At 62.2% G+C, this 13,524-nt stretch carries 10 protein-coding genes; 9 read left to right on the top strand and 1 reads right to left on the bottom strand.

Annotated elements, in window-relative coordinates:
• Positions 1 to 203 precede the first annotated feature (203 nt).
• Positions 204 to 2,603, top strand: a complete 2,400-nt coding sequence (locus FJY68_03150; protein ID MBM3330834.1) for a hypothetical protein — start codon at positions 204 to 206, stop codon at positions 2,601 to 2,603.
• Positions 2,604 to 2,697: 94 nt separating this feature from the next.
• Here FJY68_03150 and larA read toward each other — a convergent pair whose 3' ends face one another.
• Entirely contained in the window at positions 2,698 to 4,113 is a 1,416-nt protein-coding gene (gene larA, locus FJY68_03145) for a nickel-dependent lactate racemase (protein MBM3330833.1), read from the bottom strand.
• Here larA and purE point away from each other — a divergent pair.
• From purE to FJY68_03105, 8 genes are all read left to right on the top strand, one after another.
• On the top strand, positions 4,088 to 4,603 hold the full coding sequence (gene purE, locus FJY68_03140) for a 5-(carboxyamino)imidazole ribonucleotide mutase (protein MBM3330832.1): 516 nt from the start codon (positions 4,088 to 4,090) through the stop codon (positions 4,601 to 4,603). The two genes, larA and purE, sit on opposite strands and share 26 nt — an antisense overlap.
• A 53-nt stretch (positions 4,604 to 4,656) precedes the next feature.
• Positions 4,657 to 5,277 (top strand): SagB/ThcOx family dehydrogenase, encoded by a 621-nt coding sequence (locus tag FJY68_03135; protein ID MBM3330831.1) that lies wholly within the window; start codon positions 4,657 to 4,659, stop codon positions 5,275 to 5,277.
• Between the two features lie 16 nt (positions 5,278 to 5,293).
• Positions 5,294 to 6,178 carry a phosphoribosylaminoimidazolesuccinocarboxamide synthase gene (locus FJY68_03130; GenBank protein MBM3330830.1) on the top strand — a complete coding sequence of 295 codons (885 nt, stop codon included), beginning with the start codon at positions 5,294 to 5,296 and terminating at the stop codon, positions 6,176 to 6,178.
• Between the two features lie 207 nt (positions 6,179 to 6,385).
• Positions 6,386 to 7,507, top strand: coding sequence for a tRNA preQ1(34) S-adenosylmethionine ribosyltransferase-isomerase QueA (gene queA, locus FJY68_03125; GenBank protein MBM3330829.1), 1,122 nt, complete (start codon positions 6,386 to 6,388; stop codon positions 7,505 to 7,507).
• A 40-nt stretch (positions 7,508 to 7,547) separates the two neighbouring features.
• A complete protein-coding gene (locus tag FJY68_03120) occupies positions 7,548 to 8,921 on the top strand; it encodes a UDP-N-acetylmuramoyl-tripeptide--D-alanyl-D-alanine ligase (protein ID MBM3330828.1) in 1,374 nt (457 codons plus the stop codon).
• Positions 8,905 to 10,884 carry an acetyl-CoA carboxylase biotin carboxyl carrier protein gene (accB, locus tag FJY68_03115; GenBank protein MBM3330827.1) on the top strand — a complete coding sequence of 660 codons (1,980 nt, stop codon included), beginning with the start codon at positions 8,905 to 8,907 and terminating at the stop codon, positions 10,882 to 10,884. Before FJY68_03120 ends, accB begins: the two co-directional genes overlap by 17 nt.
• A 300-nt stretch (positions 10,885 to 11,184) precedes the next feature.
• A complete protein-coding gene (gene glnA / locus FJY68_03110; protein MBM3330826.1) occupies positions 11,185 to 12,585 on the top strand; it encodes a type I glutamate--ammonia ligase in 1,401 nt (466 codons plus the stop codon).
• Positions 12,575 to 13,486 carry a bifunctional enoyl-CoA hydratase/phosphate acetyltransferase gene (locus tag FJY68_03105; GenBank protein MBM3330825.1) on the top strand — a complete coding sequence of 304 codons (912 nt, stop codon included), beginning with the start codon at positions 12,575 to 12,577 and terminating at the stop codon, positions 13,484 to 13,486. The genes glnA and FJY68_03105 overlap by 11 nt, the downstream gene beginning before the upstream one ends.
• The last annotated feature ends 38 nt before the right edge of the window (positions 13,487 to 13,524 follow it).

Here is a 13,524-nt window from a genome sequence, read left to right as displayed (position 1 = left end):
AGGCCGTGTTGCAGGCCATCCGGACCGACGTCTTCAACGTCGTCGCGCCGGTTGCCCCTTAGGACGGCTGACGGCCGGAGCCGGAAGCGAACTGCGGGCGGGGTCTGGCTGCCGGACCCCGCCCGCGTTCGGCGGACGCCGGAACTCGACTTGGCATTGACAAGCCACGGTAGCGGCCGATAATTGACCACTCGGGAGGTACTATGAAGTGTGCTTTCGTGCTGCTTGCGTTGGGCTGCCTTGTGACAGCCGTCCATGCCCAGTGGCTGGAGGAGACGGTCTATCTCCCGGATTCGCTGTCAGTGTTGCCCTATCCGTCATGCATAACCTACAGCCCTTTGAGCAGCAAGGTCTACGTGAGCGGGGGAATCGACGAGTATGGTTCTAGGCGAGTCGGCCAGGACTGCTGGGTAGTGGTGATCGATGGCACGACGGACCAACGGGTGAAGCGCATAGCTGTACCATCGGCCATATCCGCTCTCTGCTATGACTCCATCGACAACAAGGTCTACGCGATCAACTACTGGGATAGCATAGTCAGCGTCATTGACGCAGCGTCCGATTCGGTCGTGGCGGAAGTGCAGTTGCCGTGCGACCCCAACTTCGGGCTCTGCTGGAATGGAGCGCGGAACAAGGTCTACCTGGAGCTGAATGTTGACTCCGCAGTAGCAGTCGTTGACTGTTCATCAGACAGCGTGACGGGGATCATCCAGACAGTGTACCGTGCCTCGATGTTGGTATGCGCGGCTGAGTACGACCGCGTGTACTGCGGCGGCAAGTACATGAGCGAGGTGGCCGCCGTGGACTGCAAGGCCGACACAGTTTGTGCGAGGTTCCCGCTAACGAGCTACCCGATGGCGATGTGCTATGATACATCCGGGGGCAGGGTTTTCATAGGCAGCGGCAATGAGGTCCTGAGCGTGGATGCCAGTTCGGACACCATCATGGCCACGACTCCGGTTAGCGGGATCGTCGCATTGAGCTACAACTCCCAGCGCAACCGGCTGTACTGCGCCCGGTCGTACGACAGCGTGTACGTGCTGGACGCGACCACCCTGGCACTGGTCGATCGACTGCAAGTTTCGCTTTTCGGGGCGAAGTCACTGTGGTGTGACTCTCCAGACGACAGACTTTACTGCGCCGGCGAGAATGACGGGGACATCGTGGTCATCGATTGCGAGGACAACAGGATCGTGGCCGTCCTCACGGCTGGCATCGCTCCTGTAGCTCTCTATCCCAATTCACAGCAGGGCAAGGTCTACAGCGTGAACCACGGAAGCGACGATCTGGCAGTGATTGTGGGCGACTCCGTAACCACCAGGGTTGCCGTTGGTAGCCGGCCCGCCCTGTCCTGCTTCAACCCGACGCGCAACAAGGTCTACGTCACACACGGCCCGAGCGGACTGGTTTCCGTGATAGATGGCGTGACCAACCAGGTGCTTGCCAACATTCGAGCCGGCTACGGCGCCTACGCCCTCTGCTATGCCTCGGGCGCGGACAAGGTTTACTGCCCGAGTCAGCTGGAGGGCCGGGTGACGGTGATAGACTGTGCCACCGACTCGGTTGTAGCTCGGATCCCGGCCGGCACGCTGCCGACGTTCATATCGTACAGCCCGGTGCAGAATAGGATCTACTGCTCCAATGCGGCGGGACCGGACCCGAGTGTGCATGTTATCGACTGCGCGACAGACAGCGTGCGGTCAAAAGTGGTCTTGCCCGGACCGCTCCAGTCGCAAGGATACCACGGTATGGCAGACAAGCTGTACTGCGGCTTCGAGGATCACTCGCCCCACTACTCCATCCGGGCAATCGCCTGTGGGCCTGACACGATTGTGGACACTGTACCGGGAACCCGAGGCGGCTGCTGGGACATCCTCAGCAGTCCGCTTTACAACAAGGTCTATTGCGACATCGGGCAATACGGCGAGATCGCAGTCGTGGACGGCGCCGCCGATACAATAGTCCGCACGATTGACCTGCCCGGCTTCGTGTCGTGCTGGAGTGGCGCCTGCTTCAGCCAGAGACATGACAGGCTCTACTTGGCACTGAGCGCAAATCCTGGAGCGATGTGGGTGATGGATGCAAAGACCGATTCGATAATGGAGTTGGTCAGAAGCTCTCCCGTGCGCGACGTCTGCTACAATGCGACGAATGACAAGGTCTACGCGGCAGTCGCATCTGACTCAGTCGACGTCTGGGATTGTGCATCCGGCGGATACATCGCCCAAATCCGAGTCGGGCGCGCCCCAGCCTACCTCATTTGGAACAGTGTCAGCAACAAGGTCTATGCGTTGAACCACCGTAGCGGCAACGTGTCCATCATCCGAGACAGCGGCGGCGGAGTCGAGGAGGCTGCACGCTACGAAGTTCGGCGGCGACGCTTGGCGACCGTCGTGCGACGTGTCCTCCACGTACCGACAGAACAAGATCCAATTCCATTGTCGCCAGCCGTGCTTCTGGACGCCACTGGCCGTAGGGTGCAGGACCTACGTTCTGGGGGAAATGATGTGCGGGCGTTGCCACCCGGCGTCTACTTCCTGCGTCAGGCGTCAGGCGCAGAGCGTGGTGCGCCAAGCGTCACCAAGGTCGTCATTCAGAGGTAGCCACCAGCTTCAAGCCGTAAGCTACTAGCCCGGTTAGAATCCAGACAATCTGCGTCGTCTGCGTGATCTGCGGATGCGTCTGCTGGAACTCGGGCTAGGAGAGGACCGGGACGACGGCGCCGGCGTCGGGGATGATGTAGACGCGGGCGTCTTTGCCGAGTTTGGCAAAGGCCGCGTCGAGCGCGGCCTGCGCGGTCTTGTAGGGGTGCATGAAGACGCTCTTCACGACTGCGTCGTCTATTCCCATCACCGTGTAGAGGTCAGCAGTCTGCATTATCTGGGCAAGGCGGGCGGATTTGTGCCAACCAAGGAGAGAGGAGTGAGGAGAGAGGAGGGAGGAGTGATGAGTGACGGAAGTCGAGGAGGAAGGGGAGGAGGGAGAGGAGATTTCAGATTGCTGATTGCAGGTTGCAGATTGCAGAATCTCGGAGGGGGAGGAGCAGCCTTGGAAGACCTTGATGAAGCTGTCGTTGCCGACGCCGTCGTAGCAGGCCGAGACGGTGATGTGAACAGACGGGTCTTTGAGCACGGGCCGGGCGAATTCGACCGCCCGCTGGGCCTGGTAGAAGTTGATGTTCGAGGGCGGGCCCAGCACGCTGAGGACGATGTCAGCCTTCTCTTTCACCGGCACGGCGAAGACCGTGTGCGCGTCGGCTGCGGCTTCGTCGAATGACTTGAACAGGTCGCCGCAGCGGATGGAGAGTAGGTTGTGGTTCCGGTCCTGGGAGAGCTGGATGGAGAAGACCGGGCGCGGGAGCATCCGGGCGGCTTCGGTCATGTCTTCATGCACCGGGTTGCCTTTGAGTCCGAACGTCGTCGAACCTGCGCGGGTGACCATGTTGTGGTTCTGGGTGATGGTGTCGTACCCGGCAATCCCGGGCAGGAAGCCTTTGCGGCCGCCGGTGTAGCCCGCGAAGTAGTGCGGTTCGATGGAGTTGATGGTGATGACTTTGTCGGCCCAGAGAAGCTCTTTGTTGAGCCAGACGTCGGTGCCGAAGCTGGTCTTGCCGAGGAAGAAGAGGCGGGAGTTGTCTTTGGAGTCGTGGCAGAGAAGCGATGAGCGATGAGCGATGAGCGATGAGTTGAGGAAGTCGGGGCCGAAGATGCGTGCGAGTTCGGGTTCGGTTGGCGGGCGGTGCGTGCCGAGGCAGACGAGGTATTTCGCGTCGCGGTTGCGGAGCGTCGGCTCCAGGGCTGTGAGAATCGGCGCGTTGGGAGTGGGACGCGTGTAGTCGTTCACGAGCACCAGGATGCGCTGCGCGTCGCCGAGGAACCGGGCGCAGGCCTCGGCTGCCTGCCGTAGTGCCGCGCTGGTGTCATGGAACGGACAGCAGTCGTTGGGTTTGAGGATTGCGGCCAGGTTTCGGTCCGGCACTTCGACCGTCTCTTTGCCCGGGGCGTGGATGAGTTCTATTCGCACGAGCAAGTATAGGCAGGCGGTCGTTTCTTTACAAGCTGAGCCGGAATTCATAGAATAGCCTACCATGAAAAACCAGCCAGTTGTCGCCATAGCGATGGGCAGTGATTCGGACCTGGCGGTGATGTCCGAAGCCGCGAAGGTCCTGGATGAGTTTGGTCTCGGGCACGAGGTGCTGATAGTCTCGGCGCACCGGACTCCGGACCGTTGCCGCACGTTCGCACGCGGCGCGGCCGGACGAGGCATCAAGGTGATTGTGGCCGGGGCAGGCAAGGCCGCTCATCTGGCCGGGGTGATTGCCGCGCACACGACTTTGCCTGTAATCGGCGTGCCGCTGGACGCGGGGATGAACGGGCTCGACGCGCTGCTCTCGACCGTGCAGATGCCGGGAGGAATCCCGGTGGCCTGTATGGCAGTGGGCAAGGCCGGGGCGAAGAATGCGGGCCTGCTGGCCGTCGCCATCCTGGCCCTGGGTGACCCGGGCCTCGCCAGGGGACTTGCGGCCTACCGTGACCGGATGGCGAAGGAAGTCGCGGCCAAGGCAAAGGCAGCCGCACGTTCCGCCGGCGCGGCAAAGAGCTAGACCGGCAGAAGGCGCAGGCAGGTATGCTGGGTTTGCTGCTGCTGTGCGGTGTCATGGTCCAACCGGTCGGCTCTGATTCCCTGGTCAAGCTGCCTCCGCCGGATACGGTTGGCCGTATCACGGTCGAGCAGGCGCTCTGGCACCGGCGCTCGGTCCGGTCTTTCGCCGACGAATCGCTTTCAGTCGCGCAGGTCGGGCAGTTGCTGTGGTCAGCCCAGGGGCTGAACCGCGGCCTGGTCGGCCGCACCGCGCCTTCGGCCGGGGCTACGTACCCAATGGAGCTCTACCTGGTTGCAGGCAAGGTGAAGGGCCTGAAGCCGGGACTGTATCACTACGGGTTTGACGGCCACTTCCTCTCGCTTGTGAAGGGCGGAGACCAACGGGCGTCGCTGGCGGAAGCGGCGCTTGGCCAAAGCTCAATCACGGCTGCGCCTGCTGTGCTGGTCCTGGGTGCCGACTTCAGCCGCACCGCGCGAGCGTACGGACAGCGTGCGCCCCGCTATGTGTACATGGAGGCCGGCCACATCGGTGAGAACGTCCATCTGCAGTGTGAGGCGCTCGGGCTGGGCACCGTGATGATCGGAGCGTTCCAGGATGGCCGGGTGAAGAAGCTGATCGGGACAGGGCGGGAACCGTTGTACATCATGCCGGTAGGCAGGAAAAGGTCGAGGTGAAAGGAGTGCGAGACAAGTGGTAGTGAAACAGGCCGAGTTGCCGGGTATTGGACGGGTCGCTCAGGGCAAAGTCAGGGACATATTCGAGGTCGGCGAGCACCTCATGATTGTCGCCACCGATCGGCTGTCGGCATTCGACGTGGTCCTGCCGGACCCGATTCCGGACAAAGGAAAGGTGCTGACCCAGCTTTCGAAGTTCTGGTTCGAACGGTTCGGGAAACTGGTGCCGAATCACGTGGTTGAGACGGACGCGGCGCGCTTCCCCGGAGCCCTTGCGCCGTTTCGCGAGCAGCTTGACGGCCGGGCGATGCTGGTGCGCCGGGCAAAACCGCTGCCGGTGGAGTGTGTGGTGCGCGGGTACCTCGCGGGCAGTGGCTGGAACGACTACCAGAAGACCGGGGCGGTTTGCGGTATCAGGCTGCCGGCGGGAATGAAGCAGGCAGAGAAGCTGCCCGAAGCGATATTCACGCCATCCACCAAGGCGACGACCGGCCACGACGAGAACATCACGCAGGACCAGGCGGCCGCACTGGTAGGTGCGGATGTGGCTCGGGAAATAGGGGAAGTGTCCCTCAATATCTACCGGCGGGCAGCGGAGTATGCTCTGGGCCGGGGCATCATCATCGCCGATACGAAGTTCGAATTCGGGCTGTTTGACGGCAAGCTGATGTGGATTGACGAGGCGCTCACGCCCGACTCGTCGCGGTTCTGGTCGGTCGCGGAGTACAAGGTCGGAATGTCGCCGCCGAGCTTCGACAAGCAGTTCGTGCGCGACTATCTGCTTTCTATCAAGTGGGACAAGACCCCGCCCGCGCCGAACCTGCCGGCAGAAGTCGTCAAGGGTACGTCAGACCGCTACCGCGAAGCATATCGGTTGATCACCGGCAGCGAACTCGGATGATCGGATGCTGACCACCAAGACACAAAGACACGAAGTCTGGAACCGGCGTGGGCGCCACGAAGGCACGAAAGGCACGAAACGGATGGGTTCCGGAATGCCGCGATCCGTTTCATCCGGCTTCGTGTTTTCGTGGCTGGCTACTTCGGGATTCGGTTCCCTCCAATCCCCTTGGTGCCTTGGTGTCTTTGTGGTGAGGTTTCTCTCCGCATGCTCGTAGCTGATTTCGACTACGACCTGCCGAAGGAGTTGATCGCCCAGCAGCCGCTGGCGCGGCGTGATGCGTCGCGGATGCTCGTGCTCGAGCGCAGCACAGGCAAGGTGAGCGATGCCATGTTCAGCGACATCGGGCAGTGGCTAAGGGAAGGCGACCTGCTGGTTCTGAACAACACCCGGGTCATACCGGCGCGGGTGTTCGGCAAACTGCCGACCGGCGGTACGGTGGAACTGCTGCTGCTGCGACAGGTCGAGCCCGGTGTCTGGGAAGCTCTCTCCCGCCCTTCCCGCAAGGCGAGGCCGGGCGCAATCCTGCAGTTCGGCTCCCACAACGCGACCATCGTGGAGCGGAAGCCGGAGGGCATACGTCTGGTGAGGTTCGACCCGCCGGATGTTTCTACTCTGCAGCAGTCTCGCGGCGAAGTGGCCTTGCCGCCCTATATAGAAGAGAAGTGCGGTGACTATGCGCGGTACCAGACGGTGTTTGCGCAGGTAGACGGGGCGATTGCCGCGCCGACGGCCGGGCTGCATTTCACGCCGGAGTTGCTCCGCGCGCTGGGTCATGCCGGTGTAGAGACGGCGTTTGTCACGCTGCACGCCGGGCTCGGGACATTCCGCCCGGTGAAGGCAGAGAACATCGAGGAGCACGCGATGCACCCGGAGGAGTTCGAGCTTTCTGAGGCAGCGGCCGGACAGGTAAATCGCGCGCTCTCTGAAGGACGCAGGATTGTCTGCGTGGGGACGACGACTGTCCGAGTCCTCGAAGGGCAGGCCTTCGAGGAAAGTCCGAATGACGAAACTCGAATGTCGAATACTCCTCACCCCGTCCCTCTCCTCTTGGAGGAGAGGGAGAGCGAAGCGACGGTGAGGAGGAAAGCGGTGAATGGCGGGTGGCGGGTGAAGCCGGGGAAGGGGCAGATCGACCTCTACATCTATCCAGGCTACGAGTGGAAGGTGGTCGGAGCACTGCTTACTAACTTCCATCTACCCAAGTCTACGTTGTTGATGCTGGTTTCTGCCTTGGCTGGCCGCGACGCGGTTCTGGCGGCGTATCGGCACGCAGTCGAGCAGAGGTACAGGTTCTATTCGTTTGGCGACGCGATGCTGGTGGTATGAGAGGGATAGAGGGATCGAGGGACAGAGTAACGGAGCCGGAATGGAACCCATAAGGTTGAATGAGCTCGTGACAGCAACCGGAGGTCGGCTGGTGAACGGCCGGGATCTGAAGGTCACCGGCGTATCGATTGACACTCGCACCCTCACGTCCGGAGACCTGTACGTTGCTATCCGGGGCAAGCGGCTCGACGGTCACCAGTTCTGCGAGCAGGCCGTCGCGAAGGGCGCGGTCGGGGTTGTCGTTGACTCGGATACGGCCGTGCCGAAGGGAAGCGTCGGTATCGTCGTCGAGAATACCACCGCTGCCCTGGGTCGAATCGCTTTCCGTCACCGCGAGCGGATGTCTGCCCGAGTCGTCGCGGTTACGGGCAGCAATGGCAAGTCGACGACGAAGGAGATCCTCGCCGCCATCCTCGCCGTCAAGTTCAAGACGCTCAAGCCTCAGGGAAGTTTCAACAACGACATCGGCGTGCCGCTGACAGTGCTGCGGATGACCAGGGAGACCGAGGCGGCAGTCTTCGAGCTAGAGATGAACGAACTGGGCGGGACCGCGCGGCTGGCCCGCATCTGCCGTCCCGAGGTCGGGGTGGTTACCAACATCGGGGACACGCACCTCGAGTTCATGAAGGACCGACACGGTGTGGCGCAGGAGAAAGCCGAACTGCTTCAAGCTCTGCCCGAAAAGGGGGCAGCCGCCCTCAATGCCGACGACCCGATGGTGATGGCTATAGGCTCGACCTATGCTCCGCCTCGTCGGGTTACATTCGGGCTGGAAGAGAAGTCAGAGGTCTTCGCCACCGACATTGTGGACGCCGGGCTTGCCGGAAGCCGGTTTCGATTGATGGGTCAGCACGAGATCACACTGCCCATGCCGGGGAGACACAATGTTGCCAACTGCCTGGCTGCCTGCGCCGGCGCCTATGCCATGGGCATGTGGCCCGGCGACATGCCGGACGCGATAGCCCGGCTCGAACCCCTGCCGATGCGGCTGCGGGTGCAAAAGCTAGGCGACATCACGCTCATCGAGGATTGCTACAATGCAAATCCGCAGTCAGTCGGTGCGGCGCTGAAGATTCTGGAGAAGTGCGGTCCAGTCGAACGGCGTGTCGCGTTTCTAGGAGATATGCACGAACTGGGGGAGTCGTCGGCGGTTCGGCATGAGGACCTCGGCCGCGAGGTGGGGACATTTGTAAGTAGACTGGTAGCGGTCGGGCCTATGGGCGAGCATACGGCCAGAGGGGCGTCTACCGCAGGACTGAAGCAGGTAGCGCGGTTTGACAGGGCTGAGCAGGCGCGGGGGGCGGTGTTTGACTTCGTTAGGCCCGGGGATACAATCCTCGTCAAAGGCTCCAGGGCCATGGCCATGGAAATCATCTGTCAGGAGATTGTGAGAGTTTATGGCGAAAGACAATAAACCGGTACCGGCCGACGGGCCGGGTTCTTCTTCGTTGCCTCCGATTCAGTTTACAGATACCACGCTCCGCGACGCGCACCAGTCGTTGTGGGCCACCCGGATGAAGACAGCCGACATGCTGCCCGTGCTCGACCATCTGGACAAGGTCGGGTACTGGTCGCTGGAGATGTGGGGCGGGGCCACGTTTGACGTCTGTCTGCGGTTTCTCAACGAGGATCCGTGGGAGCGGCTGAGCGAGATCCGGAAGCGGGTGAAAAACACCCGGCTGCAGATGCTGCTGCGCGGACAGAACGTGGTCGGGTACAAGAACTACCCGGACGACGTGCTCAAGGAATTCGTGGTCGAGTCGGCGGGGCGGGGTCTCGACGTCTATCGCGTGTTCGACGCCCTGAATGACGCGCGCAATCTTGAGCGGGCCATCGACTACGTGAAGAAGGCCGGGAAGCACGCGCAAGGGACCCTCTGCTACGCCATTTCACCCGTGCACACGATTGAGTACTACCTCGCCCGAGCGCACGAACAGCAGGAGATGGGTATCGACTCCATCTGCATCAAGGACATGGCAGGGATTATCTCGCCGGCAGTGGCCTATGACCTGGTCAAGGCGCTCAAGGAGACTATCGGCCTGCCCGTGCAACTCCACTGTCATGCGTCGAGCGGTATGGCCGTGGCGGCGTATCTCAAGGCAGCCGAGGCCGGGGTCGACGTGATAGACACCGCGGCCGCGCCCCTGGCATTCATGACCTCGCAGCCGGCAGCCGAGAGCATGGTCGCCACCTTTGCCGGCTCGCCGCGCGACCCGGGACTCAACATGGCTGAGATGGAGGCTGTCGAAGGGCACTTCGGCAAGCTGGCAGCGGGCCAGTGCGTCGCTCTTCCCAAGGTCGTGGATTCAATGGTCATCATCCACCAGATTCCGGGCGGAATGGCTTCGAACCTGTTGTCCCAGCTCAAGGAGCAGAAGGCCGAGGACCGGCTGCGCGAAGTGCTGGAGGAGGTGCCGCGTGTGCGCGAAGACCTGGGGTTCCCGCCGCTCGTGACCCCGACCAGCCAGATTGTCGGTGTGCAGGCGGTGCACAACGTGCTCGCAGGGGAGAGGTACAAGCGAGTAACGCGTGAGACCAAGGACTACGTGAAGGGGCTGTATGGAAGGGCGCCTGCCCCGATCCGGGAGGCGGTGGCCCTCAAGATACTCGGCGACGAGAAGCCTGTGAAAGGGAGACCCGCGGATACGCTTGAACCGGGCATGCCCAGGGCGCGCAAGGAGCTGAGCAAGGACCTGGTGCAGGCCGAGTCCGACTTCATCTCCTACGCCATCTTCCCGGAGGTCTCGCTCAAGTTCTTCCAGTGGCGGAAGAACCCGACCGCCCCGGAGCCCGAAAAGAAAGCTCAAGCCCAAGCTCAGGCACAGGCGCAAGCGCAGGCACAGGCGAAGCCGGCGGCAGCGCCGGAAGACCCGCAGGTGCGTCGTCTGCGCGGTCTGATCGAGATAGTCGCTACTCACTCGGTGACCGATTTCGAGTGGGAGCACGAGGATGAGAAGGTGAGGATCAGGCGGGGCTCAGGAGAGGCTGCACCTGTACCAGCGAAGCACGATGTGCCGGCTCCGCAGCCCGCTGCCGAACCAGTCCACGTTGCCGCTCAGCCGGTCCCAGAGCCAGTCGTCCCTGCGGCCCCTGTGCCGGCCCCGCAACCGGCTCCGGCAGCACAGCCCGCAGCCAACACCGAGGAAGTGACGTCGCCGATGGTGGGCACTTTCTACCTCAGGTCCAGACCTGAGTCCCCGCCGTTCATCAAGAAGGGTGATGCAGTCGACCCGGGGCAGACACTCTGCATCGTTGAGGCGATGAAGCTGATGAACGAGATACAGGCGGAGAAGAAGTGCAGTATAGTCGATATCCTGGTTGAAGACGGCGAGTCGGTCGAATACGGCCAGCCACTGGTAATCATCGAGCCGCTCTAGCCAGTTCACAGTTCCAGGCTGCTGGTTCCTGGTTCGGGCAACCGAAGTCATACGCTCAGAATCGAGGCGAGCATAGCCGGGGAGTATGAGGAGATCACTTGCCGCCCGGGCGTCCTGACCACGCTTGAGGACGGCGCGTAGGTGGAGGAAGTTGAGGAGCGGTTGAGATCATGACCGCCTCCGGCGCCAAGTAGCCGCAGCTCCCATAGTACGACTCGGGGCGGGCCTCAGTGCCCGCCCCGAAGCTTTGGCAGCGCCGGTCGGGTTGACTTTGCGGCCGATTGTGGCAAGCTTACAGGCGTGAAACGCTTCGAGAAAGCTCTCCTTGAGAAGGACGTTAAGTTCATAGACCTGAAATACTCGGACCTGCCGGGCCGGCTGCGGCATGTGACGCTGCCGATCGAGCGCTTCGAGCAGGCGACGAGGCAGGGAGTCGGGTTCGATGGTTCGTCGGTGGCGGGCTTTCGCACGGTGGATGCGGGTGACATGGTTCTGAAGCCGGACCTGGAGTCGGCGTTTGTCGATCCGTTCGCACAGGAACCGACGGTCTCCTGCTTCTCGGAGATGTACGAGAGCGACGGCGCTACTCGCAGCGAGCGGGACCCGCGGGCAATACTCGCGCGGGCGGTTGCCGCACTGAAGAAGGAGACCGGCGCCGACGACCTGATGCTCAGGCCGGAGTTCGAGTTCTACCTTTTCAACAAGGCTGAGTTCTGGACTGACCGGTCATCTGCGGTCTACCGGATCGAGACCGACGAACTGAAGCACGACGACCCTTCGGGTTTCTCGCTGTTCAAGGGGCCGGCGTACCACGTGGCGCCGCCCTTTGACCGCAGTTCCGATTTCCGCTCCGAGCTTTCGCTGATGATGGCCGGCTGCGGTGTACCCGTGAAGTATCACCATCACGAGGGAGGCAGGTATTCGCAGGTCGAGGTCGAGCCCGAGTATCTACCGGCGCTGCATGCCGCCGATGGCATCATGCTCGGCAAGTACCTGGTGCGGAACCTGGCGTTCAAACACGAGAAGAGCGCGACGTTCATGCCGAAGCCGATATTCGGCGAAGCCGGGTCGGGTATGCACGTCCACATGTACCTGCGGAAGGGCAGCAGCGGGGAGCAGGGCGACGGCGTTTCGCTGTTCGGCGACGACAGGGCGGCCGGCAAGCTCTCCCAGCTCGCGCTGTACTACATCGGCGGCATCCTGAATCACGCGCCGAGCCTCTGCGCGTTGACCAACCCGAGCACCAATTCCTACCGGCGACTGGTGCCGGGGTACGAGGCCCCGGTCATAGTCTTTTTCTCTTTTGCCAACCGGACCGCTGCCATCCGGATTCCCGGCTACGTGTCGTCAGCGTCTGAGATGGCGATCGAGTACCGGATACCGGATGCCACCGCCAACCCCTACCTTTCGATGGCTGCGGTTCTGGCCGCAGGCCTGGACGGTATCAGGTCCAAGACCGATCCGGGCGCGCCGCTCAAAGGCCGGCTCGATTCTCTAGACAGGACCCTGGGCAAGAAGGCGGTGCCCTTCTCGTTGATGCGTGCGCTCGATGAGCTGAAGAGGGACAACGGGTACTTGACCCAGGACGGTATCTTCTCCAAGGAGACGATTGACAAGTGGGTCGAGATCAAGATGGACGAGGTGGAAGCGGTGGCTCGCCGGCCCCATCCCTGGGAATTCAGCCTCTACTATGGCTGCTGATTTCGGACCGATTGCGGATTTCAATGACCTGGTGGCCCGGGCCAAGGCCAGGGGTTCGCGGCGCTGCGTGGTGGCTTGCGCCGAGGACTGCGCGAGCATCGAGGCCCTCCATGCCGCCAGGCAAACCGGCATTGCCCAGGGCATCCTCTACGGCGACGAACAGCGCATCGCCACCATCTGCGAGAGCCAGAAGTTCTCGCCCGGGGATTTCGAGATCCACAACACCGCCTCGCAGGCCGAGTCGATCCGGCAGGCCATCTCCGACGTGGCCGGCAACGGCGGTTTCCTGATGAAGGGCCAGATCGATACCGCGACTTTCATGCGGGGCGTGCTCGATGAGGGACTCGGGTTGCGCGGCGACCGGATTCTCAGCCACGTCGCCCTGCTCTGTCTGGCTACCTACAAGAAGGTGCTGTTCGTAACTGACGGCGGCATCAATGCCGAGTTGGACCTGCGACGCAAGATAGACATCGTGCGCAACGCCGTGGAGTTAACGCGGCTGCTGGGAATAGCCCGGCCCCGGGTCGCGCTCCTTTCGGCGGTGGAGAAGATAACGCTGGGCATAGCCGAGACTCTCGACTGGGCGATAGTGACGAAAATGGGCGACCAGGGAGAATTCGGCGAGGCGGTGGTCGAAGGGCCGCTCGCGCTCGATATCGCGTTCTCACCCGAAGCGGCGAAGATCAAGCGCGTCGCCAGCGAAGTGTCGGGGAACGTAGACATCCTGGTTGTGCCGTCGCTCGCCACGGGCAACATTCTGGCCAAGGGGTTGCAGTACCTGGGCGGGGCAAAGGGCGCGGGCATCATCGTGGGTGCAAAGAAGCCGATTGTGATGCTGTCGCGGGCCGATTCCTCCGAGACCAAGCTCTACTCGATAGCCCTGGGCAATCTGGCATCATAGGAAAAGTCCGAAGACCGAATCACGAATGACGAATTGAG

The organism is candidate division WOR-3 bacterium, from assembly GCA_016867815.1.
Taxonomy (GTDB): domain Bacteria; phylum Hydrothermota; class Tepidihabitantia; order Tepidihabitantales; family Tepidihabitantaceae; genus UBA2258.
The sequence above is the reverse complement of the archived record's forward strand: the minus strand, read 5'-3'. Positions and strand labels throughout refer to the sequence as shown.